This is a genomic window from Leptospira yasudae (assembly GCF_003545925.1).
Taxonomy (GTDB): Bacteria; Spirochaetota; Leptospiria; order Leptospirales; family Leptospiraceae; genus Leptospira; species Leptospira yasudae.
The window spans coordinates 204,618-231,543 of the sequence record NZ_QHCU01000005.1 but is presented as its reverse complement, the minus strand read 5'-3'; the positions used below and the strand labels follow the sequence as shown (position 1 = coordinate 231,543).

27 protein-coding genes are annotated in these 26,926 nt (G+C 47.3%); 12 read left to right on the top strand and 15 right to left on the bottom strand.

Translation table 11 applies throughout. The features are described from left to right. Window positions 1-294, top strand: coding sequence for a hypothetical protein (locus DLM76_RS15345; protein WP_118956668.1), 294 nt, complete (start codon window positions 1-3; stop codon window positions 292-294). Between the two features lie 4 nt (window positions 295-298). Next, complete coding sequence (locus DLM76_RS15340; RefSeq protein ID WP_118965734.1) at window positions 299-1,594, top strand: hypothetical protein; 1,296 nt, start codon at window positions 299-301, stop codon at window positions 1,592-1,594. On the opposite strand, the gene glpK is transcribed toward DLM76_RS15340, so the two are convergent. Together glpK and DLM76_RS15330 are read right to left on the bottom strand one after the other, a co-directional pair. Next, a complete protein-coding gene (gene glpK, locus DLM76_RS15335) occupies window positions 1,588-3,078 on the bottom strand; it encodes a glycerol kinase GlpK (protein ID WP_118965733.1) in 1,491 nt (496 codons plus the stop codon). The two genes, DLM76_RS15340 and glpK, sit on opposite strands and share 7 nt — an antisense overlap. A gap of 67 nt (window positions 3,079-3,145) precedes the next feature. Continuing rightward, window positions 3,146-4,102 (bottom strand): MBL fold metallo-hydrolase, encoded by a 957-nt coding sequence (locus DLM76_RS15330; protein WP_118956671.1) that lies wholly within the window; start codon window positions 4,100-4,102, stop codon window positions 3,146-3,148. A gap of 199 nt (window positions 4,103-4,301) precedes the next feature. Here DLM76_RS15330 and DLM76_RS15325 point away from each other — a divergent pair, with 199 nt between their 5' ends. From DLM76_RS15325 to DLM76_RS15285, 9 genes are all read left to right on the top strand, one after another. Further along, window positions 4,302-4,616: an STAS domain-containing protein gene (locus tag DLM76_RS15325; protein WP_010574904.1), complete on the top strand. Its 315-nt coding sequence runs from the start codon at window positions 4,302-4,304 to the stop codon at window positions 4,614-4,616. Between the two features lie 161 nt (window positions 4,617-4,777). Further along, complete coding sequence (locus DLM76_RS15320) at window positions 4,778-5,431, top strand: hydroxyacylglutathione hydrolase C-terminal domain-containing protein (RefSeq protein WP_241548271.1); 654 nt, start codon at window positions 4,778-4,780, stop codon at window positions 5,429-5,431. A gap of 66 nt (window positions 5,432-5,497) precedes the next feature. Beyond that, window positions 5,498-6,874, top strand: coding sequence for a dihydrolipoyl dehydrogenase (locus DLM76_RS15315; RefSeq protein WP_118965731.1), 1,377 nt, complete (start codon window positions 5,498-5,500; stop codon window positions 6,872-6,874). Window positions 6,875-6,898: 24 nt separating this feature from the next. Further along, entirely contained in the window at window positions 6,899-7,816 is a 918-nt protein-coding gene (locus DLM76_RS15310; protein WP_118956674.1) for an ABC transporter ATP-binding protein, read from the top strand. Further along, window positions 7,813-8,586 (top strand): ABC transporter permease, encoded by a 774-nt coding sequence (locus DLM76_RS15305; protein ID WP_118956675.1) that lies wholly within the window; start codon window positions 7,813-7,815, stop codon window positions 8,584-8,586. The genes DLM76_RS15310 and DLM76_RS15305 overlap by 4 nt, the downstream gene beginning before the upstream one ends. Before the next feature lie 13 nt (window positions 8,587-8,599). Beyond that, complete coding sequence (locus tag DLM76_RS15300; RefSeq protein ID WP_118965849.1) at window positions 8,600-8,869, top strand: BolA family protein; 270 nt, start codon at window positions 8,600-8,602, stop codon at window positions 8,867-8,869. 93 nt (window positions 8,870-8,962) lie between these two features. Further along, window positions 8,963-9,190 carry a BolA/IbaG family iron-sulfur metabolism protein gene (locus tag DLM76_RS15295; protein ID WP_118965730.1) on the top strand — a complete coding sequence of 76 codons (228 nt, stop codon included), beginning with the start codon at window positions 8,963-8,965 and terminating at the stop codon, window positions 9,188-9,190. After that, a complete protein-coding gene (gene grxD / locus DLM76_RS15290) occupies window positions 9,187-9,507 on the top strand; it encodes a Grx4 family monothiol glutaredoxin (protein ID WP_118956676.1) in 321 nt (106 codons plus the stop codon). Before DLM76_RS15295 ends, grxD begins: the two co-directional genes overlap by 4 nt. Next, window positions 9,507-9,749 carry a glutathione S-transferase N-terminal domain-containing protein gene (locus DLM76_RS15285; protein ID WP_118965729.1) on the top strand — a complete coding sequence of 81 codons (243 nt, stop codon included), beginning with the start codon at window positions 9,507-9,509 and terminating at the stop codon, window positions 9,747-9,749. The genes grxD and DLM76_RS15285 overlap by 1 nt, the downstream gene beginning before the upstream one ends. On the opposite strand, the gene gshAB is transcribed toward DLM76_RS15285, so the two are convergent. Genes gshAB through DLM76_RS15250 form a run of 7 tightly spaced genes read right to left on the bottom strand, consistent with a single transcriptional unit; the run spans window position 9,746 to window position 18,456 of the window. After that, window positions 9,746-10,777: a bifunctional glutamate--cysteine ligase GshA/glutathione synthetase GshB gene (gene gshAB, locus DLM76_RS15280; RefSeq protein WP_118965728.1), complete on the bottom strand. Its 1,032-nt coding sequence runs from the start codon at window positions 10,775-10,777 to the stop codon at window positions 9,746-9,748. The genes DLM76_RS15285 and gshAB overlap by 4 nt on opposite strands. Then, window positions 10,765-12,327, bottom strand: coding sequence for a glutamate--cysteine ligase (gshA, locus tag DLM76_RS15275; RefSeq protein WP_118965727.1), 1,563 nt, complete (start codon window positions 12,325-12,327; stop codon window positions 10,765-10,767). The genes gshAB and gshA overlap by 13 nt, the downstream gene beginning before the upstream one ends. Beyond that, window positions 12,324-14,057 (bottom strand): gamma-glutamyltransferase, encoded by a 1,734-nt coding sequence (gene ggt / locus DLM76_RS15270; RefSeq protein ID WP_118956680.1) that lies wholly within the window; start codon window positions 14,055-14,057, stop codon window positions 12,324-12,326. The genes gshA and ggt overlap by 4 nt, the downstream gene beginning before the upstream one ends. Window positions 14,058-14,083: 26 nt before the next feature. Then, entirely contained in the window at window positions 14,084-16,321 is a 2,238-nt protein-coding gene (clpA, locus tag DLM76_RS15265) for an ATP-dependent Clp protease ATP-binding subunit ClpA (RefSeq protein ID WP_118965726.1), read from the bottom strand. Next, window positions 16,318-16,653 (bottom strand): ATP-dependent Clp protease adapter ClpS, encoded by a 336-nt coding sequence (clpS, locus tag DLM76_RS15260; RefSeq protein ID WP_118956682.1) that lies wholly within the window; start codon window positions 16,651-16,653, stop codon window positions 16,318-16,320. The genes clpA and clpS overlap by 4 nt, the downstream gene beginning before the upstream one ends. Next, complete coding sequence (locus tag DLM76_RS15255) at window positions 16,650-17,864, bottom strand: GNAT family N-acetyltransferase (RefSeq protein WP_118965725.1); 1,215 nt, start codon at window positions 17,862-17,864, stop codon at window positions 16,650-16,652. The genes clpS and DLM76_RS15255 overlap by 4 nt, the downstream gene beginning before the upstream one ends. A 34-nt stretch (window positions 17,865-17,898) precedes the next feature. Next, window positions 17,899-18,456, bottom strand: coding sequence for an RNA polymerase sigma factor (locus DLM76_RS15250; RefSeq protein WP_118956684.1), 558 nt, complete (start codon window positions 18,454-18,456; stop codon window positions 17,899-17,901). Between the two features lie 163 nt (window positions 18,457-18,619). Here DLM76_RS15250 and DLM76_RS15245 point away from each other — a divergent pair, with 163 nt between their 5' ends. After that, window positions 18,620-19,252, top strand: coding sequence for an NrsF family protein (locus DLM76_RS15245; protein ID WP_118956685.1), 633 nt, complete (start codon window positions 18,620-18,622; stop codon window positions 19,250-19,252). 295 nt (window positions 19,253-19,547) lie between these two features. Here DLM76_RS15245 and DLM76_RS15240 read toward each other — a convergent pair whose 3' ends face one another. The 6 genes from DLM76_RS15240 to DLM76_RS15210 form a co-directional block, all read right to left on the bottom strand. After that, on the bottom strand, window positions 19,548-21,461 hold the full coding sequence (locus DLM76_RS15240) for an AAA domain-containing protein (protein WP_118965724.1): 1,914 nt from the start codon (window positions 21,459-21,461) through the stop codon (window positions 19,548-19,550). After that, window positions 21,458-22,459, bottom strand: coding sequence for a PLP-dependent cysteine synthase family protein (locus DLM76_RS15235; protein ID WP_118965723.1), 1,002 nt, complete (start codon window positions 22,457-22,459; stop codon window positions 21,458-21,460). Before DLM76_RS15235 ends, DLM76_RS15240 begins: the two co-directional genes overlap by 4 nt. 15 nt (window positions 22,460-22,474) lie before the next feature. Further along, window positions 22,475-23,095, bottom strand: coding sequence for a 3-isopropylmalate dehydratase small subunit (leuD, locus tag DLM76_RS15230; RefSeq protein ID WP_118956688.1), 621 nt, complete (start codon window positions 23,093-23,095; stop codon window positions 22,475-22,477). A gap of 22 nt (window positions 23,096-23,117) precedes the next feature. After that, window positions 23,118-24,515: a 3-isopropylmalate dehydratase large subunit gene (gene leuC / locus DLM76_RS15225; protein WP_118956689.1), complete on the bottom strand. Its 1,398-nt coding sequence runs from the start codon at window positions 24,513-24,515 to the stop codon at window positions 23,118-23,120. Window positions 24,516-24,684: 169 nt separating this feature from the next. Beyond that, window positions 24,685-26,133, bottom strand: a complete 1,449-nt coding sequence (locus DLM76_RS15215; RefSeq protein ID WP_118956691.1) for an FHA domain-containing protein — start codon at window positions 26,131-26,133, stop codon at window positions 24,685-24,687. A gap of 24 nt (window positions 26,134-26,157) precedes the next feature. Beyond that, window positions 26,158-26,925, bottom strand: coding sequence for an ATP-binding cassette domain-containing protein (locus DLM76_RS15210; RefSeq protein ID WP_118965722.1), 768 nt, complete (start codon window positions 26,923-26,925; stop codon window positions 26,158-26,160). Window position 26,926 lies beyond the last annotated feature (1 nt).

The following is a 26,926-nucleotide window of genomic DNA, read 5'->3' as shown; positions in this document are numbered from 1 at the left end:
ATGCTGGAACTTACAGAATTAGAAAAGAAAATCCTGAACCTGATTCCCCTGGACGATCGAGACGCGCGCAAAATGGGAAGAATTCTCCACGACGCGACACTTGTCACCGGAATGACGGAAGACGAAATTATAGAATTCATTCCCTTCGGACTCGAAGAGGAAATCCGTATTCTAAAATCCGAATATAACTTCTCCGCGTTTAAAAAATCTCTCGTATCCAAACTCACCAAACGGGATCATTCTTCGCCCGCGCTTTCTGCTCCGATTCCGGATTCGATCAGCCCTTCGTATTAGGACGATGCCCTTAGAAGAAGGAACGAATTACTTTTTTATCCAAGCCAACCCGGACGCGGTCGTTCGTTTTAAATCGAAAGCGGAACCGTTTTACGATTTTAACAGGAAGGAAATCGAGGAACTTCCCTTCCTATTCGCGTCCCCCGCTCTTGTTCCCCGATTTTTATACTTTTTAGAATGGAACCGTGTTTCTCATTTTGCAAAGTCCATCGATTCCCGCGCTTATTTGAGCTTTGAAAACGGAAAGATTCATTCTCAGAGCGAACGCTTTTCGAACGAGTCATTTGAAATCGTAAACGAACAACTTTTTCCGATTCGGCAGAATCCGTATCTGCCCGTAGGTTCGGCGCCGTTTCGGATTTCGCGCACGGAATCGGAGCTGACTACGATCGGAACGAAACGAACGGGTAACTTTTCCCTGTTCGGTCAGAGAAGAAACAAAATGATTTCGACGCGTTATTTGTCTTTGAAGGATATCGTCAACCCGGAGCTGACGGAAGCCGAAGTCGAAAAAAAGATCGAATCCCTCTATTTCGACGCAAAACAAAAAAACTACTTATTCCGTCTCGTTAAGATTCTTTTTGCGGGAACTCCCGCGGAAGAACAGACCATCGTCTCGAATCTTTTCACGCACGAACCGGAGTTCGCCGTTTTTCTCCGGGATCAGATCTTTCGCATCGAGATTCTTCCTCTCATTCACGGACCGTTCCTGAATCGGATTCTAACTACGATGGACGAACGGATCATTCGATTTTCGATTACGAAACTATCCCCTCCGGTAAAATCGATGATCGAAAGAAACATCTCTAAGAACAAAATGAAATCCATATTGGATTCTCCGCCTAAAAAACCGGAAACGGGAGAATCTCTGGAAGAAACGATCGAAAAAGAGATTTTTCGGAACTTTTCCAGAAAGATCTATTACGAAAGCGGAATATTCACGATTTATCAAGAATCTTTGGAGGATTCCAAGCTCGATCCGAGCGGTCGAACCGAAACGAAATTTCTAAGCGTTCCGCAACCTTTAAAATTCAACTTTCAGATTTCGGGAATTCCCGCGTTGGAACTCTACGCGGTTACGGAGAAATCGATTCTATTTCAGGTGCGTCAATGGCTGGAAATCGTTCGGATGGACACTTTGATTTCGAGAAGGGAAAGGGACGAACAGTTCTTTTTGAAACTTCCTCCCGGAAGAATTCTCGAGATCCCTTTCTTTCCGGAATTCCGAATCCTATGCGGAGCCGGAATCACTTCGGAAAGAAAGACATTCGAATTTTGTTTATTAGGTTTCGATTATTGATTGGTTCGGATTCTGCGGACGGAATCCTTCCAAATTTGGATTTCCTTTTCCCTCTGCGCCGTTTTCATCTGCGGAGAAAATTCCTTGCTCGTCTTGAGTTTTTTCTTGAGATCCGCAACCGAAGGAAAGAAACCGCGTTCCAATCCCGCGAGAAACGCCGCGCCCAAAACGGTCGTATCCACGTTTGCGGGACGAATTACACGTTTTCCCAATATATCCGCTTGGTATTGCATGAGCCAGGAATTTCCGGTCGCTCCCCCGTCCACTTTCAAAACTTTCAATTTGGAGCCGGTATCGTTTTCCATCGCTTCTACGAGTTCATAAGATTGAAGCGCGATCGATTTCAACGCGGCTCTTGTGATCTGTTCCGCGGTAGTATCCCTCGTCAAACCGAGAATCGCACCTCTCGCATTCATATCCCAATACGGAGCGCCTAACCCTGCAAAGGCGGGCACAAAAACGACCTCGTCTTCTTTCTGAACGGAAGCGGCGAGTTTTTCGGAAACCTTGGATTCTTTAAAGAATTTGAGGTTGTCCCGTAAGAACTGAACGACCGCGCCTCCGATAAAGACCGATCCTTCCAGACAATAAACAGTTTTTCCTTCCGGGCCGCATCCGAGAGTCGTAAGCAGGTTGTTTTTGGAGATTTGAAAATTATTCCCCGTGTTGAACAAAAGAAAACATCCGGTTCCGTACGTGTTCTTCGCTTCTCCAGGTTCCGTGCAGAGCTGACCGAACAGGGCCCCTTGTTGATCTCCCACGAGCGAAGAGATCGGAATTCCGTCGGGAAGTCCTTTGACCTTTTCGGTTCTTCCGAACAAGGAACTGGAGTTATGCGCCTCAGGAAGAATGGAATCCGGAATTCCCAGAGTCTGAGTGAGTTCTTTGTCCCATTCTTTCTTTTCGATATTGTAGATCAGAGTACGGCTTGCGTTCGTATGATCGGTCTTATGCGACTTACCGTTGGTCAAACGATAGAGAAGATAGGTGTCGACGGTTCCGAAAAGGACTTTCCCTTTTTCGGCTTTCGCCTTAACGCCTTTTACGTTTTCCAGAATCCAGTTGATTTTGGTTCCGCTGAAATATGCGTCCAAAACAAGACCGGTCTTTTTACGGAACGTCGGTTCGAATCCTTTCGACTTGAGATCCATACAAGTCTCGGAAGTTCTTCTGCACTGCCATACGATCGCGTTGTAAACGGGTTTGCCCGTGTCCTTGTCGAACAACACGGTCGTTTCTCTTTGATTCGTGATTCCGATCGCGACCGCTTTAGAAGGAGCGAGCTTTCCGTTGCGAATCGCCTTCACGATGAGTTTTTCGGTCTTTGCCCAAATTTCCTCCGGATCGTGTTCCACCCAACCCGGCTTCGGATAATATTGTTTGAATTCGGAGTAAGCGCTGGAAATCACGTTCCCGGATTTGTTAAAACAAAAGATTCGAATCCCGGTGGTTCCCGCGTCGATCCCGATGATATACTCACTCATGAAAGATTCTCCCGAAAGTTTTATGATGAACAATAAAACGGTTTTAGTATATTCAAAAAATGGAACGTTATACTTCCAGTTCCAGACCTTCGTAGGCCATGACGATCTCGAGCTGATTGTCCGGATCGAACATCTCTTTGTATTTCAAGGCACGTAAAAACACGGCGTCCAGTTTTTCATCGTCGTAGGAAGGATCGTGATGGAACATGACCAATTTTTTCACGTTCGCGCGGAGCGCAATGTCCGTCGCCATCGAAGCGGAACTGTGACCCCAATCGATCTTCTGAAGAGATTCCTCGAACGTGTACTGCGTATCAAACACCAATACGTCCGCGCCTCGAAAGTAATTCAGATAATCCTGGATGTTTTCCATTTCGTCCAGGTTAAACTCGGCGTCGGAAGCGAAGATGAGGGACTTCCCTTCTTCCTCGAAACGATACGAAAAACTTCCTCCCGGATGCCGGACCGATTTGGAAATCGCGGAGATCGATTCGGTTACGGGAAACGCTTTTCCCTCGGGGATGAATTTGAAATTCTTCGTAGCCCGAAAGCCGTCGTATGGAACCGGAAAGTGCGTAAAGCTGTGCTGATATTTAAGTCTTTCCTCAAGATTGTCCACCGAACTCAAAAATTCGAATACATTTCCCGGAGAATAAAGCGGAACAAAGAAAGGAATCCCTTGGATATGGTCCCAATGCGTGTGCGTAAAGATCCACTTGGCCTTTCCTTTTCCTTCTAAAAATCCTTCATGAAGAATGGAGTTTCCCAGTTCTCGGAGTCCGGTCCCGCCGTCCACGATGACTAGATTGTCCTTCTTGTCCCTGATTTCGATACAAGTGGTATTACCGCCGTACGTGCTCCAGTTAGAAAGAGAAAGTGAATCGAGAAAAGTGTCGATCGCGTCCGGACTTTGAATATCGGCGGGAGTCGCGAGGCTCAGAATTTTTTGCACCTTATTGCGGATGGATTCTCCGCGAACGGAGGAGGAAATCGAACCGCGAACGCCCCAAAATTTTATGCGCATAATTTAAAAAAACAGTTCCGAAAAGCAGAGGATTTTTCAGGAAAATGTTGTCTAAAATTATCAATTCCATCAGGATTTCCAGCTAATTCTTTTTTATTCGTGAAAAATTTCGTATTCACAAAGAAGATTAGGAAAAAAATTTTGTTTACCGAGTACGCCGATCGATTAGGATTCATAACAGGTCCCGAGCAATATAAACGTGGAAAACTTTAACACAGAAATCCTCACAGAGGGAACTACTTGCACCATCCGCATCCAAGGGAGCATCAGCCTCAAAAACGCATTCGCTCTCAAGGAACTCATTATCAAAAAACACGGAGAAGGTTTCACCGATATCGTACTCGATTTTTCGGGAGACGCCTATTTGGATTCCTCCGGAATCGGAGCGATTTTTAACTCCCAGAAATACGTGACCGAACGCAACGGTTCTCTCAAACTCAAAAACATCAGCCGGGACGTGATGACGATTTTGAAAATCGCCAACCTCGACAAACACCTCGACATTATCCGTTAGGCGATTTCTTGGAAATCTTTCGGATTTACACCCGCAGTCCTCTCCGAAACTTCACATACATTCTCCGAAACCCGGAAACCTCCGAGACTCTTTCCATCGATCCGTATGACTCCGATCAGATCGTAGACTTTCTGGAAACGAAGGATTGGAAACTCGATCGAATCCTCAACACGCACGAACACGCGGATCATACCTCGGGGAACGCCGGACTTGTCAAAAAATATGGATGCCCCGTTCATTCTCATACGGGAGGAATCGGAAAAATCCCGCACGCGACTCATCCTTTGAAAAAGGGAGATCGCCTTCTTGTTTCTTCGCGCGAATACTTGGAGATTTTGGATACTCCCGGTCATACGTTTTGTCACGTATGTTTGCTTCTTGTAGAAAATCAGAAACCGAAAGCGATCTTTACGGGAGATACTTTGTTCAATGCGGGCGTAGGAAATTGTTTTCGCGGAGGGGAGCCTGAAGTTCTGGCAAAAACCGTACTTGAACAATTCTATCCGATGGAAGAATCGATTCTCTTATATCCCGGTCACGATTATATGGAGAACAATCTAAAGTTCACTCTTTCCTTGGACCCTTCCAACCGGGACGCGATTTCCACTTTGGAAGAATGTTCCCGCCTCCAAAAGGACGTTGAGTTTTTAACGACCGATCTCGGTAAGGAACGAAGAATCAACGCCTTTCTGCAATGCGATCACCCTTCTCCCTTGCTTGTGGAAAATGTAGCGCGTAAGCTGCCCGGGCAAACCGTTCCCCAAGATCCGGTTTCCCTTTTCGTTTCCTTGCGTTCTCTTCGAGATCATTGGTGACCCGTCAAGAAATTGTTTGCCGGAAATTCCCCAGCTCAGAATCTGTAACCAAGGCGGTTCTTTTTTGTGAAAGAATATGACATCATCGTAATCGGAACGGGCGGAGGAACCAAACTCGTAACCCCGCCTTCCAAGATCGGTTACAAAGTGGCCGTGATCGAAAAGGAAAGTCCGGGCGGAACCTGTTTGAACCGGGGATGTATTCCATCCAAGATGCTCATTTACCCCGCCGAAATTCTTTCGTTGGCTAAGAATTCCGAAAAATTTCAGATCTCGTTTCCGGGCAAGCCGCAGGTGGATTTTAAAACTCTCGTGGAACGGATTTCTAAAACCGTCGACGACGAATCCGCGTCCATTCTTCCCGCGTATGAAAAGAATCCGAACATCACTTACATTCAAGGAACCGCAACGTTTCTTTCCGATAAGGTCGTTACCGTAAACGGAGAACAACTCACAGCGGAGAGAATTTTTATCGCATCCGGAGCTCGACCGATCCTTCCGAATATTCCCGGTTTGGAAGGAACTCCGTATATGACGAGCCGTGAAGCGCTTCGCAGAACCGATCTTCCGAAATCCATGATCGTGATCGGAGGCGGTTTTATCGCGTTGGAGCTCGGATTCGCCTATTCCGCATTCGGAAGCGACGTCACCTTTCTCGTCCGCAATCGAATGCTCAAAAACGAAGACGGGGACGTAGTCGACGAATTCGAACGCGTCTTTTCGAAAGAACAAAAGGTTCTTCTTCATAGCAATGTTCAAAAAGTGGAATATAAGGAGAATCTGTTTTATCTGGAAGTTCTTGTTGACGGAAAAACGATTCAACTCCAGGCGGAAGCGCTTCTTGTCGCGACCGGAATCCGTCCGAATACGGACCTTCTGGATTTGGGGAATACGAACATTCAAACCGACGCAAACGGGTATATTCAAGTAAACGAATATTTGGAAACGACCGCTCCGGGAGTTTATGCGCTCGGAGACATCACAGGAAAATACTTTTACAGACATTCGGTGAACTTCGAGGGAGAATTTCTATTCCGAACCTTGTATCAGGAAAAGAAACGATCCCCGATCGATTATCCTCCCGTTCCCCACGCGGTTTTTACGCATCCTCAGGTCGCAAAAGTCGGTAAAACGGAAGAACAACTCAAAAAAGAAGGAATCGATTATATCGCGGCGAAGAATCCGTACAGCGCCAGTGCGACCGGAATGGCTCGGCTTTCCGACAGCGGTTTCGTCAAAATTCTCGTGGAAAAGAAAACGAGAACGGTTCTCGGTGCGCACGCAATCGGAGACGAGGCTTCGAACGTGATCCATCTGTTTATCCTACTGATGACGATGGGCGGGACCCTCGACGACCTTTTGAAAATGATCTACATACATCCCGCGTTACCCGAAATCGCGCGAAACGCGGCAAGAAAAGCGAACGAACTTTTACAAACATAAGAACGGTGGGAACATTCAAACTTTATGAAATTTGCCCTGCAAATTGAGAACTTAGTCAAAACCTATTCGGGCGGAGTACAAGCCCTCAAAGGAATCAGCCTGAACGTGGAGAACGGGGACTTTTTCGCCCTTCTCGGTCCGAACGGAGCGGGAAAGTCGACGACGATCGGAATTCTCAGCTCGCTCGTGAACAAAACCTCAGGCAGCGTGAAGATCCTGGACGCGGACATCGATACCGATCTTGCTAAAGCGAAATCGTATATCGGTGTCGTTCCTCAGGAATTCAACTTCAACATCTTCGAAAAGGTAGAACAAATCGTAATGAACCAAGGCGGTTATTACGGAATGGACCGCAAACTCGCCGCGGAACGAGCCGGGGAATATCTCCAACAACTCGGACTCTACGAAAAAAGAAACGAAGCGGCGGGTCGTCTTTCCGGCGGAATGAAACGAAGGCTGATGATCGCGAGAGCGCTGATTCACAATCCGAAAATTCTGATCTTGGACGAACCGACCGCGGGCGTGGACATAGAACTCAGAAGATCTCTTTGGGAATTTCTGCAAAAACTGAACGCTTCGGGAATCACCGTCATTCTCACGACGCACTATTTGGAAGAAGCGGAGAGTTTGTGCAGGAACATCGCGATCATCGATCAGGGAAAAATCGTGGAGAACACTTCGATGAAGGATCTTCTGCAAAAACTCGATCATGAAACGTTTATCCTGGATTTTACGGGTCATCTGAATTCTCACAAACCGGTTCCCGGAGTCGAACTCAAACAGATCGACAACGCGACTCTCGAAGCTTCTATCTACGGAGACGCATCGTTAAACGATTTGTTCCAGCTTCTCGAGCAAAACGGAATCAAGATCAGCAGCATGAGAAACAAGTCGAACCGATTGGAAGAACTCTTTCTCAAACTCGTGGAGAAAAAAGGATGAACTTCTTAGAAAAATACAACGCGTTCAAAACGATCGTAAACAAGGAAACCGTCCGAATCCTCCGCATTTGGGTTCAGACGCTTATTCCCCCCGGAATCACGATCACTCTTTACTTTATCATCTTCGGAAAGTTGGTCGGCTCGCAGATCGGTAACATAGGCGATCATACCTACATTCAATTCATCGTTCCCGGGCTTGTGATGATGTCCGTGATCATCAATTCGTATAACAACGTCGTATCCTCGTTTTTCGGTGCGAAGTTTCAGAGAAACATCGAGGAGCTTTTGGTTTCCCCGACTCCGCCTTCTCTCATCGTTTTGGGTTATACAGTGGGCGGAGTGATCCGCGGTATCTTGGTGGGAATTCTCGTAATCGCGATTTCACTTTTCTTTACGGAACTGGAAGTCTTTCACTTTCCGATGCTGATTACGACCGTGGTTTTGAGTTCCCTTCTTTTTTCCTTGGGCGGATTTTTAAACGCGTTGTATGCGAAGAAGTTCGACGACGTTACGATCATTCCTACGTTCGTTCTTACGCCCTTGACGTATCTCGGAGGAGTGTTTTATTCGATTCAAATGCTTCCTCCGTTTTGGCAGAACGTCTCCAAACTCAATCCGATTTTGTATATGGTGAACGCATTCCGGTACGGCTTTTTAGGAATCAGCGATATCGAGCCTTGGTTCGCGCTTTCCATGATAACGGTCGCTACGCTTGCCCTTTATCTTCTTTCCGTATATCTTTTGAAAAAAGGAATCGGGATCAGAAACTGATCCGCAACCGATGATGAAAATTTCCGAAGAAATTAAATCCGCGCTCACCTCCGCCTTTCATCCGATCCGCTTGGAAGTCGAGGATTTCAGCGCGGAACACGCGGGTCACGCCGGAAATCCGGAAAATAAACCGGAAGGAACGCACCTTCGGATCCTTTTGATCACAAGCGAGTTCGCGCAGAAAACCAAAGTGGAACAACATAGAATGGTGTATTCGATTTTAAAGCCCTGGATCGATCGCGGTTTGCACGCAATTACTCTGGAAACAAGCGATCGAGGTTAAATTTCGGATTGTAACAAAAATGGGATTCAAAATTCTAAAACCAGGATTGGATCGGAACGGCAAAGGTTCGGATTCGAGTCTAAAGAAAGAACGATGACAATCGACGAAATCAAAAATAAGATAGAATCCGGTCTTCCCGATTCCAAGGTCACGATCTTGGACCCGCATCGGGACGGAGTACATATCAAGGCAGTTGTGATTTACAAAGGATTCGAAGGTAAATCCATTTTGGAGCAGCATAGAATGGTCTATGAAACTCTCAAAGAAGAACTAAAGCAGGAAGTGCACGCGCTTGCACTGGAAACGAGGATACAAGAATGAACGAAGAAGTAAAACAAAAGATAGAAGGTCTTGTGGGAGCGAACAAAGTCTTTCTGTTTATGAAAGGAACCCCCGAAGCCCCGATGTGCGGATTTTCCGCCGGTGTGTCTAACGTATTAAAAAGTCTGGGGATTCAATTCGGATCGTTCAACGTTCTTTCCGACGAAACCATGCGTCAAGGAATCAAGGACTACGCGAACTGGCCTACCATTCCACAGCTCTACATCAACGGAGAATTCATCGGCGGGCACGACATCGTAGTCGAAATGGCTAAGACCGGCGATCTTCAGAAGAAAGTGGGTATCGTGAGCGCATGATGAGGCTCTACCACTTTCAATCCTGTCCTTACTGCGCTTATGTGAGAGACGAATTCCAGAAGATGGGACTCGTCGCAGGAAAGGACTATGAACTCGTGGAAGCGAGCCGGGGAACCCCCGGCCGCGACGAAGTGGTTCGCCTCGGCGGTTTAAGTCAGGTTCCCTTTCTTGTGGACGGGGATCACAGAATGTATGAATCGAGAGACATCGTGAAATACGTTCAGCTAAGGATAGCCTCTTAAAAACCGAGAAGATCCAAAATCTTATTTCCCACGTCCCTGTTTTTACCTTCATACGGATAGTTATGAATGTATAAAACGGGGTTGAAGTTCAACTCCAGAATCCGATATTCCCCTTTCGTTTCCAAATCCTGCAGGATTATATCCACCCCGCAGATCTTAGCGCCCACAGAAGCGGCGGCTTTCACGGCGAGATCCTTGTAATAAGGATGAGCGAGATCGGTCACGTCAATGGAATCTCCGCCCGTGCTGATGTTCGAATTCTTTCTTAAAAATACTTTTTGATTTTCGGAAGGAACGCTTTCTTTCGTAAAGCCGGATTGTTGCAGAACATCCAGTTCCGTGTCGCCTAACTGGATTTTTTCGAGCGGGGTAACATGGCCCACTCCTCTGCGTTTGTCCTCGTTCTTAATTGAGACGAGTTGTTCGATCGTATGTTTGCCGTCTCCGGTCACGTTAGCCGGAATCCGATTGCAAACCGCAACGGTTTCGTCTCCGATTACGAGAAAACGATATTCGTTCCCTTCCGCAAATTCTTCCACGATGATCGATTCGGAATGATTGAAAGCGATCTTGATCGCCTTCTTCACGTCCTCTTCGGAAGCGTGCGGAATCAGGATCGTAATTCCGATTCCGAAATTGGTCGTAACCGGTTTGACCACCATCTTACGATTCGCATTCTTCTGCCAAAAGACAAGAGCGGCATCCGCATCCGCAAAGCTGTCCCCCGCGGGCACTTCCAAACCGGATTCGAACAACACGATCTTTGAAATCGTTTTGTTCTCCATGACGAGAAAAGACATGTAGGAATCCAAAGCGGTTTTGGAAGCTTCCTTCACGTATTGAACAAGACCGTTCGAATCTTTCAGCCGTAAAAAATGATTTTTACGATCGAGGACTTCCACTTCCAAACCGCGATTCAGAGCGTCCCGAATCATGATCTGTGTGGAAATTTCCAGATCTTCAAATCCTTCCAACGTAAAAATCTCCGGAGAAAGAAATTCTCCGGATTTTAGTTTCAGTGATTGCATAGTTTAACGGTCGGATAATGGGTTTGGGATTCTTCTTTTTCCAATTGTTCCTTTTCTTGGAAAGAACGAACCGCTTCTTTTTCCATCTTAGTCAAGGTTCCCGGAGAATATTCCAGATAGGACAAGGCCCTTCTGTTTTCTCTCGCGAGTTCCATCCCTTTATCTCGGAATTCGATATCGCGCTTTAGAATTTCTGCAAGTAGTTTTCCGGAAGGAGTTTTGTCAGGATTCTTCCATTTTTTGATTTGAAAGTCGATCGCGTCCTGATACGTGCTTTTTCCCGTATGAAGATCCAAAATTTTCGCGTAATGCCGGAGAGATTCCGAATACTCGGCTCCGGCGGTCTGGAAATTTTTTCTTTTTCCGTCGACCTGGACTTGGAGATTCGGATTTCTTCCCTCCCAGATTACGGAATTCAAATTCTCCTTAAGAATCGCGTTTTCCTCGGTGGAAATGGAAGGAGAAGGACTCAAAAGAGAATCCAAAAGAATGAGTTGCGTAAAGGCGAGATTCAAACGGCAAACGCCCACGGGAGAATACGGATCGATGTCCAAAGAACGGATTTCTATGTATTCGATTCCGCGATCGAGAAGAGCGTCTAACGGACGTTCGTCGCCTTTCGGAACCTGTTTCGGGCGGATCGGGGAATAAAATTCGTTTTCGATCTGAAGGTAATTCGGATTGAGTTGCGCGTCCTTATTTTCGGAAAACGGAACGTAACCCGGATACGGAGTATGCACCGCGTAGCACATCCGATTCACGTATTCGCTCAATGAATTATAATGAATTCCTAATGTGTCCTGAATCTTGCTCGTATAGCCGATCTCGCTCATCCGAAGGGAAGTCGCATAGGGGGAATACATCGTAAAATTCTTATGTTTTTCGAACTTCAAGTTTCCCGGATTCGGCAAAAAAGTCGAATCGAAGACGGTGGACGATCCGGTTAAATAGGTTAAGTAGTGAACCCTTCTCATGAAGTTTCGGATCACGTGCAGATACAAAGAAGAGATTTCTTCCTTTGTGAAGTTCGAAACTTCCTTTCCCAAGAACTGTCTTAAAAATACGTTCGAAAAGGAGAAGTTGTAATGAACGCCGGAGATCGTCTGCATTCTTCTTCCGTAGCGCAGACCGAGTCCGTGACGATAAATCGTCTTCCATTTTCCGGAAGGAGAAGTCCCGTATTGACCCAAAGGAATTTCATTTTCATCCTCGGGTAAAATCGGAGGCATACTGAAAGGCCAGATAAGTTCGTTGTCGAGTTTACGGATCGTATATATATGCAAATCTTGTAATTCTCGAATGTTCGCTTCGATCTTTGGACGTGGATGCGTCGCGTATTCGAGCTGCGGTTCCGCAAAATCCGTTTTGATATAATGATTGGTAAGACTGGAACCGAGGTGAGCCGGATGAGGCGTTCTCGCGAGAGTCCCGTCGGGATTGACCCGCATACTTTCTTTTTCCAAACCGTGTTTCGCTTTGACCGCGTGTCTTAAAAGAATTTCGAGCGAAACTTCTTCGATCTGCGACTGTGTCAGTTCTTTTGTTTTCAAAGTCCGCCTGTGGCTCCTTCTCCACGTGGATCGGAAGCTCCGTAGAGCGTTCCATTCTCTCTTTTGACAGAAAATAGCTTCGCAAAGTTCGGAGCGATTCGGATGTCGTGTTTTCTTGCGGAAAGACCGTCGAATACGTTTCTTTCGTTCACGGATTTTTCGATAAAGACCGCATCGGGAAAGAATTGGTGATGCACCCTTCCTCTCGCTACGGATTCGTATAAGGTTAAGTGAAAGTCGAGATTATAAACGAGCGATTGTAAAACCGCGTTCACGATATAAGAACCGCCCGGAGCGCCCGTCGCAAGAAACGGTTCTTTTCCTTGGAACACGATCGTCGGAGACATACTGCTAAGAGGAGTTTTTTTCGGGAGAATGGAATTCGCTTCGGCGCCGATCAGTCCGTAAACGTTCGGTTCTCCCGGAGCGCGGCTAAAGTCGTCCATCGTATCGTTGAGAACGATCCCCGTTCCGGGAATCACGACCGATGCGCCGAAGCGAAAGTTGATCGATTGTGTGGTCGATACGGAATTTCCATCCTTGTCCATCACGGAGATATGCGTTGTTTGCGGAGATTCCACTCCGAAGTTGAGAGTCTTTAAAAAGGAAGAACTGCTCGAAGCAAGCTTGGAATCGAAATCGGCGATCTTATCTTCCGCATATTTTTTGGAAAGAAGCCGATCCAAAGGAATTTTCGTAAACGCAGGATCTCCTCCGAGAACCGCACGATCCGCGTAACCCCTTCGCATCACCTCTGTCATAAAATGATAATATCCTACGGGGTCCTTCTCATACATTTCTTGGAGAGGTTTTGTTTCCACCATCGACAACATCGTCAAAAGATGAACTCCCGAGGAAGGCGGAGGCATCGTATAAATCGTATAACCGCGGTATTTCGTTTGCAGCGTTTTCTTTTCAAGGACTTGGAAACCGGTCAAATCCTGAGAAGTAAGCAAACCTCCGTTCTTTTTCATCGCCGTCGTAAGTGCGTTCGCAATCTTACCGTGATAGAATTCCTTTTCTCCGGATTCGGCGATCAGCTTTAAGGAACCGGCTAAGTCCTTTTGAACGAGAAGTTTTCCGACCTCGGGAGCCTTTCCTCCGGGAAGAAAAATCCCTTTCATCTCTTCGTCCATATCTTTGGAGGATTTTTGAATCGCGGAATTCAGATCGGGATACACGCGAAATCCTTCTTCCGCAAGACGAATCGCCGGAGCGACCACCGTTTTCAAGGAAAGCTTTCCATACCGTTTATGAATTCGAACCAAACCGGCAACGTTACCCGGAACGCCTACCGCTCGAAACCCGAGAAGAGAATCCTCTTTCGGTTTCCTCTTATACATGTTCCTGGAAGCCGCGTTAGGCGCTCTCTCTCGAAAATCGAAGGCGATCGGTTCGTTGAATTCCTTTAAGTAAAGAACCAGAAAGCCTCCGCCTCCGAGTCCGGTCGAGTGCGGTCTCGTAACCGAAATCGCAAAGGAAGTCGCAACGGCCACGTCCACGACGTTTCCGCCTAACTTACCCACTTCGATCCCGGCTTGCGTCGCTTCGGGAGAATCGGTCGCGATCATAAGATTCTTACTTTCGCTGAAATAGTCGGTGTGTTTTTTTTGATGAGAAGGAGTTACGAGTAAATCCGTGGAAATACTCTTTCCTTCGACGGTAAGAGGAACCTCTTTACACGAAAAGAGGACAAGTATCAGAACGATACGGATAGTAATTTGTTTCATCGGACCCTAGTTCGATCGATTGTTGTTTAGGATTTTTTACCGGTGGAGAATTCCATTTCAATTCCATCCTTACCGGCTATCAGTTTCGCCTTTCCACCCGACTTAAGCGCACCGAAAAGAATCTCTTCGGAAATCCGTTTCGAGATATGCGTATCGATCCATCTCTGAACGGGTCTTGCGCCGAACTCCGGAGTATAAGCCTGATCGGCGATGTAAACCAACACATCGTCCTGAAACTCCAATTCGATTTGTTTAGAATTCAGACGTTCCTGCAAAAGGGCAAGCTGTTTTGCAACTACTTTGGTTACATTTTCCTGATTCAAAGCGGAGAATTCTATGACCGCGGTCAGACGGTTTCTGAACTCGGGAGAAAATTGTTTCTCGATCGCCTTCATACTTCTATCTTCCAAAACGTCGTTTCCAAAACCGACCGGATTCGTGGAACGTTCCCGAGCGCCCGTGTTGGTCGTCATCACGAGAATCACCTGACGGAAATCGGATTTTCTTCCGTTGTTATCCGTAAGAGTCGCATGATCCATGATCTGCAGAAGAATGTTGTAGATATCCTCGTGCGCCTTTTCGATCTCGTCGAGAAGAAGCACACAATGCGGATTTCGATAAATCGCATCGGTCAGCTGTCCGCCTTGTTCGAAACCGACGTAACCCGGAGGAGAACCGATCAAACGCGATACGGTATGTTTTTCCATATACTCGCTCATATCAAAACGAACGAGTTCTACGCCGAGAATCTCCGCAAGCTTTCGAGTCAGCTCCGTTTTACCGACGCCCGTAGGTCCCGCGAACAGAAAAGAACCGACAGGTTTTCCCGGTTCCGCAAGTCCGCTTCGGGACAATCGAATCGATTGAACCAATTGATCGATCGCCGCGTCCTGCCCGTAAATTTTTGCCTTTAATTCTTCGTCGAGGTTTTTGAGTTTTTCTCGGTCGTCCGCTTTGACGGTAACAGAAGGAACCTTTGCGATTTTAGAAACGAGGTCCTCGATTTCACGGACGGTTACCGTTTTCTTACCGCCTTCCCGGAGTCGAACGCGCGCACCCGCTTCGTCCAAAAGATCGATGGCTTTATCGGGAAGTTTTCGGTCGAGAATGTAACGAGCCGATAACTCGGCCGCTTGTTCCACCGCCGAAGCCGAATACTTTACCTTATGAAAGCTTTCGTATTTTTCCAAAAGCCCTTTGAGAATTTCCACCGTTTCGGAGATGGAAGGTTCGCCCACTTCCACCTTTTGGAATCTTCTCGAAAGTGCATGATCTTTTTCGAATATAGTTTTGAACTCTTTATAGGTCGTCGTTCCGATACAACGAAGTTCTCCGCTGGAAAGAGCGGGTTTGAGCAAGTTGGACGCGTCCAACGAACCTCCGGAAACCGCGCCCGCTCCGATGATCGTATGAATCTCGTCGATGAAGAGAACGTGATCTTCCTGAGCAGTAATCTGCGTGACGACGTTTTTCAGACGTTCTTCGAATTCTCCCCGAAACTTGGTTCCCGCAAGAAGAAGTCCCATATCCAGAGAATATACTTTCAAGTTCTTCAATGGTTCCGGAACTTTTCCGTCCACGACTCTTTGTGCAAGTCCTTCCACGATGGAAGTCTTTCCGACTCCTGCCTCGCCCACAAAGATCGGATTGTTCTTTCTTCTTCTACATAGAATGTGAATGGTACGATCGAGTTCGTCTTCTCGTCCCACCATAGGATCGAGTTTTCCTTCCCTTGCTTTTGCGGTCAGATCCACGCAGAACGCTTGCAAAGGATCGGAGATCTTTTCACCGTCCTCGCCGATCATTTCCTTTTCCCTGTTTTTGGAATCCTTCCGAATTCCGTGAGAGATATAACGAACGATGTCGAGACGGGTAATATCCTGGGTTCCTAAAAAATATACCGCGTTGGATTGATCTTCGCGGAACAAGGCCGCAAGAACGTCGCCTGCATCCATCTTTTTGTTTCTTGTGGATTGAACGTGAAACTCCGCGAGCTGCAAAACGTGTTGTACGCCGATCGTATAAATCGGGTCCACGTCGCCGGAAGATTCGGGAAAGGCTTCGAGTTCGCTTTCCAGATAACCGATCAAATCCTTTCGAAGACGCTCGATATCGGCTCCGCAGGCTTCGAGAACTTCCTTGCCGACCGAATCATACGTCAATGCGAGAAGAATATGTTCGAGCGTGATGAATTCGTTTCTTCTTTTTTTGGCTTCTTCCCAAGCCTTTTTTAAAGTGCGTTCCATTTCTTCCGTGAGAATCATGATTCCTCCTCTCCTTCCTCCACTTCCATCGTACAGTGGAGCGGATATCCGTGTTGTTCCGCGATTTGTTGAACTTGTATGACCTTGGTTCTCGCCACGTCGTGCGAGTAAACGCCGCATAACGCTTTTCCCGTGATATGAGCTTTCAGCATGATCTGTTGGCTTTCCGCCCGGCTTCTATGAAAGACGACTTGTAAGATCCATACGACGAATTCCATCGGAGTAAAATCGTCGTTGAGTATGATGACTCTGTATTTGGAAGGACGTTTGAGTTTGACCTTCTCTTTAGTGAGGGTTTGTTCCTCTGTGTCGAATCGGAATATTTCGCTCATAGATCCAGGCTCCTAGGATCGTTTTGCGCGCCGTTTGAAAAGAAGGACGTCGTTTGTATTTCCTTCAAGGGAGAATGTTCGTTGGTTTCCTGGATCATTTCCTGCATGTGCAGTCTTTCTTCTTTCAGGAAACGTTCAATCGCATTTCGGGCCTGAGGATGAAAAATCCGATGCGAACTATAGGTCGGAACCGCCGGAAATCCGCGCAGAAATTTATGTTCTCCCTGAGCCCCGGCTTCGAAGACGCGGATTTTTTCCCGGATCGCATAGTCGATCAATCGATAAAAACAACATTCAAAATGAAGGTGAGAATAATATTCCGTGCAGCCCCAATACCGGCCGTAGAGAAAATCTCCTTTACGAAGATTGAATGTTCCCGCTACGGCCTTTCCTTCTTTGTAAGCTAATACCAGAACGATTCGATCCAAAAACGTATCGAATGCGGAGTCGAAAAACTTTCGGTTTAAATAGGCCGATCCCCATTTCCGCGAATGCGTGTCGGAATAAAAACTCCAGATCGCGTCCATATCCGATCTTTGGATTTGGCTTCCTTCGAGGACGCGGATTTCCAGTCCGTAGCCTTTTACGATCTCTCTTTCCCGTTTGATCTGCATCCTCTTTTTGGATTTCATCGCTCCGAGATAGTCCTCAAAGCTCGAGTAATCCCCGTTGATCCAATGATACTGGTGGGAAAGCCTTGTTGCAAACCCGTATTCGGCAAGCGCCTCGGATTCTTCCTTTTCCAGAAATAAAAAATTGATTCCGGAAAGTCCCTCTTCTTCTCCGAATTGCAGCAGCGCGGGTATCAGATGCGAGCAGACTTCCTGTAAGCCGAGGCTTTCTTTATGAAGAATTCTTTTTCCGGTCGCCGGAGTGAACGGAACCGCGACGAGACCTTTCGGATAATATTTGAGCCCGGATTGTGCGAAGAATTGCGCCCACTGAAAGTCGAAGATGTATTCTCCGTAGGAATCGAATTTGAGAAAGAATGGGATCGCCGCGGAAAATCGACCTTCTTTCCAAAGAACGCAGTATTTAGGAACCCAAGCCGTGGTTGATCCGATGCAGCGAGAAACTTCGAGGGATCGTAAAAAATCGTATTCTAAAAAGGGACTTTTGGGATCGGAAATTGCGTTCCATTCTTCCTTGGAAATCGAAACGATCGAATCTAAGAATTCGACTCGGATATCGGTCTGTGACGGGGAAGACATGCTATTTCCTTGGACTCTTGGAAGAACGACTTTGTCAAAGATCGAGTGAAAAATGCTTTCGAATCTTTTGAACCGCTCTGTGCGTGATGACCTTGATGTTCGATTCGGAAAGTCCGGTCCGTTCCGAAACTTCGCGAACGCTCATCCCATCCAGTTTCAGATGAGTGAGAATCTGCTTTTGCCTTTCGTCGAGTATGTTCAGCCATTCCCTCAAAATTTCGCGGGCCTTTTCCGGTTCTTCTTCCTCCACCGGTTCGGGGGAAGCGAAGAATTCTAAGTTGTCCGTGGTGAACGTCCGGTCTCCGACTTTTTTCTTTCTGAGATAATCGATGGTTTTGTAACGTGCGATGGCGAAAACCCAAGGAGCCGGATGACGGTCCTCCCGGTAAGAATCGCGGGCTTTGTGAAGTCCGATTAAAATTTCCTGAACCAGATCTTCCCTGTCTTCGGCGTTGCTGATTCTGGGTATGAGATAGGACCGTAGAATCCCCGTTACGAGCCGTAAGAATTTTTCATAGGAACTCTGATCTCCTTCCCGTGCCTTGCGAATGAGAACGGAACATTCTTCCCAGATTTCTTTTTTAGCTGACATGTAACTAACTGCTTAGAACCTTCGAATAGTAAAACAAACGGTCCTTCGATTTGGAATGCGTTGACTACGAGCTGAAATCGATTCCTTCCAGTTTGCAATGGGAAGAATTTATTGTCCAACCATTCTTGAAAATTGGAAAATTTCCGAAGATAGACGTAAATAAATGACTCGCAAAGAAGAAACAACCGAATCCTTGATTCAAAGAATAGCGGCGGAAACTCCTGCACGGCGAAGCGCATGGAATTGGTTCGCGATTTTAGGTCCGGTCCTTGCAGTTCTACTCGTTTTATTTCTTCTTTCTTTACATCCGGTTACCAGTCGTTTCGTTCATATTCCTTCCTTGTTTCCGGATTTCTTATGGATCGCTCTCATCGCATCGTATTCGTTTTGGATCCTATCCCAACTTCGTTTTCCGGAAGAATCCTTTTCAAAGTCGGCACGGATTCCTCTTCTTCTCGCGTTTTTGTGGATTGTATATTCGGTGGGATTGTTCGCTTGGGACGTATTCGCAAATCATGAAATTCATACGCATGTCGGCCGTTGCTGGTCGATTCTTTTTCTTTCCAGTATTCTTCTGGCGGGGAGCGGAATTTACGTTTTGAAAGACGGCAAACCGGGAAATCCCGTCTTGGCGGCGGCGATTCTTTCCGTGTTTAGCTTGGCGCTTGCGAACTTTAGCTTGAAGTTCGTTTGTTCGGATCAATCCTCGTTTCACATTCTTGTTTCACACGTTGTGACGAGTTTAGGATTGTTCTTTTTCGGCTTTTTCGTATTTAAGAATATCCTAAAGTGGTAGCCGAGTTCCGACAAAGTCTTCCGTGAAAGGGCGCGTCCCTACCCGAATTGGGTGGTGGAGGCGGGTTTGCGGGAAAACCTCGGGAGATTTTCCTCTATCAGAAAATTCTACTTTTGTAAAGTGAAATCCGGCTTTCCTGTCGGAACCTTTGATGTTTTAAAAACCCAGCAGAACGCTCTCTAAGGATCGCGTTCTGGGTTCTGTTAATGATCTTTGCTTCGCAAAGAGCCTTCGATTTTCAGCTACGCTGAAAGCCGCTCGTTGACACTCCGTTACTCGCTGGCAATTTCGCTCTCTATGGATCGCGAAATTCCCATGCCGTTCGGAACACTTCCTTTTCTTCCGCAAATTGAATGAGTTTCGATAAAAACGGATCTTCGGACAAAGTAGAACTATCCCCGATGCACAAAAGCAGATCGCGTGCCCGAGTCATTCCGACGTTAATCCTCCTGGATTCTTTTAAAAAACCGGAGCGGCCTTCCGCATTGGAACGAACAAACCCGAGAAGAATACAACGATTCTCCCGTCCTTGAAACGAATCGATCGTGGATACGCCAATCTTGGTAAAACCGGCCTCTTTCAATTTTTCGGATATCAATCGAACCTGCGCTCGATAAGGGGAAAGAATCGTAATCTCCTCTTCGAGCCAGTCGTTTTCCTTGAGCGACTCACAGAGGCGAACCTGAAGGTCCGCTTCGAACGGATTGGTAAGACTGTCGTCGACCGCGATTTCTTCGCTATCGGTTCCGGCCGTATCGATCCACTGAAACGCATTCAAAAAAGGGAATGTTTCCGGAAACGCGGAGCTTCGCTCCTCTTCCGGACGACCCGATCGCAACTCATTCCCATAAAATTCGCGAGAAGGAAACGCGGCGATCTCGTCCTTCATTCGATATTGCGTATCGAGCAAAAATACGCGACCGGAAGTTTTCAATCGTTCCGCAGCCTTTTCAAAAAGAGTCAGTTCGAGAGAATTCTTTTCCGAAAACAAGGTCGGTGGAAGCTGTTTGTGATCTCCCGCCAAGATCACACGATCCGATTTCAGGATCGGAATCCACGCCGCAGGTTCGAGCGCTTGTGAAGATTCGTCTAACACGCAAAAGTCGAAGTTCCTTCCTTCCAGAACCGTTTTTGCGGACGCGACAGGAGTGGAAACGATCACGGAATGAGAAGAAATCAAACTGTCCACCAATCCTTTTTCCATGGATCGGATCGTTTTCTTGAGTTCTTTGACTTCCGCAAACAGATTCTTTCGTTCTTCCCTTTCCTTTTCACCGAAGTTGCGTTTGAACTTCTTTGCCTGTTTGGAAATTTCGATGACATCCCTTCTGTATTCGCTTAACAATTTTCCGTCGGGATGATGAAAGAGTTTGTAGTCGAGGGTCGTATGAAGAGCGGCTTCGCTGATTCGGGCTGGATGCCCGAGACGCAGAACCGGAATTCCCCGCTCCGAAATCGATTCCACCAACAGATCGCAAGCGGAATGCGTCGGTGCGGAAACGAGAACCTTCTTCTCTTCCGCAACGATTTGACTCACAATTTCGGTTAACGTGGTCGTTTTTCCGGTCCCCGGAGGACCGTGGATGATCGTCACGTCCTCGGAAAGAACCGCGTGGAGCGCGGCGTTTTTTTGGGAATCGTTCAAAGCTCCCGACATTCTTCCCAAAACGCGGGAACGATCCCCGTCTCGAAGCGAGATCGGATCGGGCTTTCCGTAGCCGAGCAGCAACTCTCGATTTACGTACAAACGCGTTCCCTTGGTCGCTACGGATAGGGCGTCTAACGCGGAAAACATTTCCTTATAAGAAGTTTCGTCCGGCAAAAGATCCAGAAAGCACTTTCCTTCTTCCGCCCATTCGGGAACCTCGTCGATCGCGATCCGGATTCTTTCTTTATGCAAAGAAACTAATATAGCTCGAACCCGATCCTCGTTCTTTCCGATTTGTACGGGCGCACCGGATTGAAACTTGGCGGGGTATTCTTCCTGATCTGGAAAACGAAAGGTTAGAATCCAACTCCCTTCCCTTCCGAGAGATTGTTCTTCATAGACAAGAGGATATAAAGTGATTCCGAGTTGAACTCGGTCCTGCAAGGGACGCGAAAGCCAGTCCTTGGAAAAGAGGGAATCCTCTTCCTTTTTTTCACGCTCCAGCTCGGTTCGAACGAACTCCAACTCCGCGAGGGAATCGGAGAATTTTTGTTCCTTCAAAACCGGTCCGGAGAAAGGACTACGATTCGGTAGACCTGTGATTTTTGATCGTCTCTTGTAGGAAGTCCTTCCGCAAACCGGATCGCGCTCGCAAGAGTCGTTCCCGTGGTTTGTCCAGCGAAGATTCCTTCCTTTTGATAGAGATCGGATTGATATAAAAGCGCTTGTTCCCGATCCACTCCGACGTATTCGTCTACGATCTTCGGATCAAAGGACTCGGGTAAATGAATTCCGGATTCGTGCTGCACCATCTTACGGATAAATCTGGATTTTTGGCTGACGCCCATGATCACCCGCACGGAAGACTTCTTCGATTTTAAAAATCTTCCGACACCGGATATCGATCCGCCGGAACCGCCGCCCGCAACGAATGCGTCCACGTTTCCGCTCAGATCTCTCCAGATTTCGGGTCCGGTAAAAAGATAATGGGCGTTGGTATTTGCCATATCCTTGTATTCGTTTAGAATGACTGTGTTCTTTTCTTTCTCTTTGAGTTCTTTCGCTTTTCTTAAAAGTGCGTCGTCCCAGTTTCCTTTCGCTTCCGGAACGATGTCTACGTGCGCGCCGAAGGTCTGCAAATCCTTGATCTTTTGCGGATCGGTATCGCTCGCAACGAGGCAACGAAACTTATACTGACGAATCGTGCAGATCCAAGCGAGACTGATCGCGGTCGTGTTGTATCCCGGCTGGATCACTTGTCCTCCGGGTCTTAATTCTCCCCTTCTTTCCGACGAAAGAAGCATGGACAACGCGGTTCTGTCTTTTACGGAACCGGTAGGATTGCAGAATTCCGCTTTGAGATAGAATTCCACGTTGGGGATATGAGAACCGATTTGATTCAATCGGATGAGCGGAGTGTTTCCGATCATCTGAAGAATCGTTTCTTTTACGGGTTTTGCTACGCTGAGCTCCCGTCCAAAAGATTTCTGAATGTTGTTCAGCGCGCCTAGGAAACTATTTCCGAACTCGTCTATCGAACGGGATATTTCATCAAACATAGGTTTTCGGCAGAATTATATAGCGTACAACCAAGGTTCAACTTCTTTCTGCTTTTTTTCAAACTCCCCGATCTTACTTTCCTGTTTCAAGGTCAGACCGATATCGTCGAGTCCGTTGTAAAGACAGTATTTTCGAAAAGAATCCACCTCGAAAGAGTATACTTTTCCGGTCGGTCCGGTAACGGTTTGTTTGTCCAGATCGATCTGGATTTTTGCACCAACGTTAGACGAAACAGCCTGAAAAAGTTCTTCCACTTCCTCGGACTTGAGAATCACCGGAAGCATTCCGTTTTTAAAGCAGTTGTTGAAAAAGATGTCCGCGTAGGACGGAGCGATGATCGAACGAAACCCGTAGTCTTCCAACGCCCAAGGTGCGTGTTCTCGGGAAGAGCCGCATCCGAAGTTGTCTCTGGTAACGAGAACGGAAGCGCCTTTGTATCGTTCCTGATTGAGGGAGAAGTCGGGATTCGGTTTTGTTCCCGCGTCGTCCAAATATCTCCAGTCATGAAAGAGATGAACTCCGAATCCGGTGCGTTCGATCTTTCTTAAGAATTGTTTCGGAATGATCTGATCCGTGTCGACGTTCGGTCTATCGAGTAATGCCGCGACGCCGTTTAAGATTGTAAATGCTTTCATAGTATTCTTCGTCTGCCCTTTCTTATTTCCAGTTGCGAATGTCCACAAAACGGCCTTCCACTGCTGCGGCTGCGGCCATTTCCGGTCCTACGAGATGGGTTCTTCCTCCCTTCCCTTGACGCCCTTCGAAGTTTCTGTTCGAAGTGGAAGCACAACGGTCGCCCGGTTCCAATACGTCGTCGTTCATCGCGAGACACATGGAACAACCCGGGTTTCTCCATTCAAAACCGGCCGCGGTAAAGATCTTATCCAGACCTTCCTGTTCCGCTTGCCGTTTGACTCTTCCCGAACCAGGAACCACGATCGCTTGCACTTTGGAAGAAACTTGTTTTCCTTTGATCGTCGCGGCTGCGGCTCTCAAGTCTTCGATTCTGGAATTGGTGCAGGAACCGATAAAAACTTTATTGATCGTGATGTCTTCGATCTTCTCACCCGGCTTTAAACCCATATATTTGAGAGCGGATTCGATTCCGATCTTGTCGATCGGATCGGTCGCGTCGCTCGGACTGGGAACCGTTCCTTTGACGGATACGACTTGGCTCGGAGAAGTTCCCCAAGTCACCATCGGTGCGATCTCGTCCGCATGAAGAACAACGGTCGTGTCGAACTTCGCGCCTTCGTCGGTCACGTAGTGTTTCCACTTCTTCACCGCGAGATCCCATTCCGCTCCCTTCGGTGCGAAATCTTTTCCTTTGATATAATTGAATGTGGTTTCATCCGGAGCGATGAGTCCCGCTCTTGCACCGGCTTCGATCGACATGTTGCAGATCGTCATTCTCGCTTCCATGCTGAGGGCTTGGATCGCGGAACCGCGATACTCGATCACATACCCGGTCGCTCCGGCGGTCCCGATCTTACCGATGATCGCGAGGATGATATCCTTTGCGGTCACCTTGTCGGAAAGTTTTCCGTCCACACGGATCTCCATCGTCTTCGCTCTTTTTTGAACGAGGGTCTGAGTCGCGAGAACGTGTTCCACTTCGCTGGTTCCGATTCCGAACGCAAGCGCGCCGAACGCTCCGTGAGTCGACGTATGAGAATCTCCGCATACGATCGTCATCCCCGGATGCGTAAGTCCCATTTCGGGAGCGATTACGTGAATGATCCCTTGATCGGGGTTTTGAAAGTCATAAAGACGAATTCCGTTTTCATCGCAGTTCTTTTTTAGAGTCTGCATCTGAATCGCCGAAATCGGATCGGCGAGGCTGAGATCCCGAGTGCGGGTGGATACGTTATGATCCATGGTGGCGAAAGTCGCCTCGGGACGGCGGACCTTTCTGCCCGCGAGTTTGAGTCCTTCGAATGCCTGGGGGCTTGTAACTTCGTGAATGAGATGACGATCGATATAAATTAAATACGATCCCGCATCCAGTTCTCCAACCAGATGGTCTTCCCAGATTTTTTCGAACATTGTCTTCATTGGATTCTAATTCTCCCCGAAAGAAGTTCTTTCGGAATTTGTGGATTGGATTTGTTTCTCGAAATTGAGAAAAGACATCCGTCGTATTTCCATCGTTGGGAAATCGGGTCTTTTCGTCTACCCGGATCTATTTTAAGCGATGGAGAATGAAATTGGAAGATTGAAAATTCTAACGGGCGCGAAAAACGTACACCGTTTTGCCGAGGCTGATCTCGTCGAAATCATACAATACGCGGGGCCTGAGAATTTTCTTTCCGTTCAGATATGTTCCTCCGTCGGAAATCAGATCGTATAAAACGAAACGGTTTTTGATCTTGCGGATTCTTGCGTGCAGCTTGCTGACACCCGGGTCCGCGACTTGGACGTCCGAAAATTCTCCGTTGCCGAGTGTGGTTTCCGACTTACGGATCGGAACCTGTTTACCGGGAGAACGTCCTTCTTTTTGAATCAGAGTCGCAAGATCGTAGGCTTCGGCCGCGTCGAACTCGGTTTCGCTTACCGGCAGGGAACGGGAAACATACACACCCTCCGGATTCGCGTACGGGGTAGAATGAAACTGATCCCCGTACATTCGTTGATAAACTTCCCGTTCTTCCCCTCTCGCGTGAAAGCGGCGTTCCGCTTCTCCGCCGCTTGGGTCGGAAGGTTCGTCCGAGTCGCGCTCCTTACGGAACAAAAGCAAAAGACCGATCAAAGTAAGAATGAGCAGAAATCCGATCGTGGGTAAAAATACACCGGGGCTCAAAAATACGAACCGAAGTTGTTTGCCGACTCCGGGTTTGTATGTGTAGGTGAATTTTCCGCCCTTGGAAGATTCCCAGTCTCCCCGAATAAAATCCCCTTCTCCTTTCCAAAAATCGTTTTGAAAGGGAGAATCGTACTGAATCTCCGCGGGATGTTTGTGAAAGTATTCGAGATCCGTTAAAAACTTAGAAAGAAAATCCTGAGATTCCACATCGTAGAATTCTCCGCCGTAAATCCGAACGAGTTCGAAGTTGGAAAAATTGCGTCGGCCGATCACCTGCAAGGGAAGACCGGATGTGGACAAACCTTGTCTGAGTCCCGGAGGAAGTTTATAATCTCCATCGGAAACGAGCAGGGAAAGATACGATTCTCTCGTTAAAATCGCATTCACTTTTTGGAATACTAGATCGAGGTTCGTTCCCGTATTGCGGTTGCTGAGAGAACCCGGAACGCGGGCTTTTACGAGAGCGGCTTGGCGATCCAAGTCCTTTTCTACAACGAGCAGATCGTCCGAAAAAAAGATAAAACTGAAATGGTCTTCCTCTCCGGAAGCCTGCACTACCTTCTGCAAAAAACGGGTGTTGAAGTTGTTTTCTTCCAGAGAAGTTCCGGATTGAATTAGAAAAACGGAATGTACGGGGCGGCTTCCTTCTCTGCGGAAAACTTTCGGTCTGAGAACGGTGCGCGTTTCCGATCCTCTGGATTCGCGGATCAGAAAATTCTCCCGTTCCAAAGGAAACTGCTTTTTGTCTCGGATCGAAAGTTGAATCGACGGAAAGGAAGAAGAGTCCGCGTCTTCCATGATAAACGGAGACTTCTGCGCCCAAAGCGGCGTGAAACATAAAATCAGTGTTAGAAGAACCGCATAACCCATCGTTCGCACTCGTATTCTTTCAGATCAGCTTCCCTGTTCAAACAGTTTTTTTCCGTAAGCGGAACGGAGTTTCCATTCTCCGCTTTGCGGTCTTGTCAGAACCTCGGCCCATTCTCCCTGATAGAGGATACTTATAGTATCGGCTATGGCGCGGACGATGGAGATTTCGTGCGTGATAAAAATGAGGGAAAGTCCCTTTTCCTTTCTAAATTTTAGAAGAAGTTTGAGGACTTCTACCTCGCTGATCGAGTCGAGAGCGGCCGTGGGTTCGTCGGCGACTACAATTTGAGCGCCGGAGTAAACCGCCAATAGGATCAGAATTCTTTGTCTTTCTCCTCCGGAAAGATGACCGGGCAGAGATTCAAAGGCTTTTTCAGGATCGTGAATCTGGATCGAGTCGAGGAGAGGTAAAATTTTCTTCTTATGAGCGACGGAAGGATTGGTCAGAGAAAACGCTTCGATCATCTGCGAACCGGTCTTTCGATACGGATGAAATCCCCAGATCGGATTCTGCGGAACCAGAGCGATTTTTTTTCCACGGAGAATCCGCCATTCCCGCTCGGTGAGATACCGCGCGTCCTGACCTAACAACGAAAAACGATCGGACCTTTGAAAGAGTTCCTTTTCCGTCATTCCCAAAAGACAGGATGCGAACGTAGACTTACCGCTTCCGGATTCGCCGACGATGCAATGAACCTCTCCCGATTTTAAAGTGAAATCGATTCCTTTGAGAATATGATGGCCCGGCGTCGAAACCTTCAGATTGGAAATTTCAATTACGGGAGAAGTCACG

Excerpts from the sequence above, each read along its gene's own strand:
- DLM76_RS15255 (WP_118965725.1), bottom strand. The coding sequence starts at position 17,864 with ATGTCTTCCCCGTCACAGACCGATATCCGAGTCGAATTCTTAGATTCG.
- glpK (WP_118965733.1), bottom strand. The coding sequence starts at position 3,078 with ATGAGTGAGTATATCATCGGGATCGACGCGGGAACCACCGGGATTCGA.
- DLM76_RS15215 (WP_118956691.1), bottom strand. The coding sequence starts at position 26,133 with ATGGGTTATGCGGTTCTTCTAACACTGATTTTATGTTTCACGCCGCTT.
- gshAB (WP_118965728.1), bottom strand. The coding sequence starts at position 10,777 with ATGCAATCACTGAAACTAAAATCCGGAGAATTTCTTTCTCCGGAGATT.
- leuC (WP_118956689.1), bottom strand. The coding sequence starts at position 24,515 with ATGAAGACAATGTTCGAAAAAATCTGGGAAGACCATCTGGTTGGAGAA.
- ggt (WP_118956680.1), bottom strand. The coding sequence starts at position 14,057 with ATGAAACAAATTACTATCCGTATCGTTCTGATACTTGTCCTCTTTTCG.
- DLM76_RS15295 (WP_118965730.1), top strand. The coding sequence starts at position 8,963 with ATGACAATCGACGAAATCAAAAATAAGATAGAATCCGGTCTTCCCGAT.
- DLM76_RS15310 (WP_118956674.1), top strand. The coding sequence starts at position 6,899 with ATGAAATTTGCCCTGCAAATTGAGAACTTAGTCAAAACCTATTCGGGC.
- DLM76_RS15340 (WP_118965734.1), top strand. The coding sequence starts at position 299 with ATGCCCTTAGAAGAAGGAACGAATTACTTTTTTATCCAAGCCAACCCG.
- DLM76_RS15305 (WP_118956675.1), top strand. The coding sequence starts at position 7,813 with ATGAACTTCTTAGAAAAATACAACGCGTTCAAAACGATCGTAAACAAG.
- DLM76_RS15250 (WP_118956684.1), bottom strand. The coding sequence starts at position 18,456 with ATGTCAGCTAAAAAAGAAATCTGGGAAGAATGTTCCGTTCTCATTCGC.
- DLM76_RS15235 (WP_118965723.1), bottom strand. The coding sequence starts at position 22,459 with ATGTTTGATGAAATATCCCGTTCGATAGACGAGTTCGGAAATAGTTTC.
- DLM76_RS15330 (WP_118956671.1), bottom strand. The coding sequence starts at position 4,102 with ATGCGCATAAAATTTTGGGGCGTTCGCGGTTCGATTTCCTCCTCCGTT.
- grxD (WP_118956676.1), top strand. The coding sequence starts at position 9,187 with ATGAACGAAGAAGTAAAACAAAAGATAGAAGGTCTTGTGGGAGCGAAC.
- DLM76_RS15300 (WP_118965849.1), top strand. The coding sequence starts at position 8,600 with ATGAAAATTTCCGAAGAAATTAAATCCGCGCTCACCTCCGCCTTTCAT.
- DLM76_RS15345 (WP_118956668.1), top strand. The coding sequence starts at position 1 with ATGCTGGAACTTACAGAATTAGAAAAGAAAATCCTGAACCTGATTCCC.
- leuD (WP_118956688.1), bottom strand. The coding sequence starts at position 23,095 with ATGAAAGCATTTACAATCTTAAACGGCGTCGCGGCATTACTCGATAGA.
- clpS (WP_118956682.1), bottom strand. The coding sequence starts at position 16,653 with ATGAGCGAAATATTCCGATTCGACACAGAGGAACAAACCCTCACTAAA.
- clpA (WP_118965726.1), bottom strand. The coding sequence starts at position 16,321 with ATGATTCTCACGGAAGAAATGGAACGCACTTTAAAAAAGGCTTGGGAA.
- DLM76_RS15285 (WP_118965729.1), top strand. The coding sequence starts at position 9,507 with ATGAGGCTCTACCACTTTCAATCCTGTCCTTACTGCGCTTATGTGAGA.
- DLM76_RS15245 (WP_118956685.1), top strand. The coding sequence starts at position 18,620 with ATGACTCGCAAAGAAGAAACAACCGAATCCTTGATTCAAAGAATAGCG.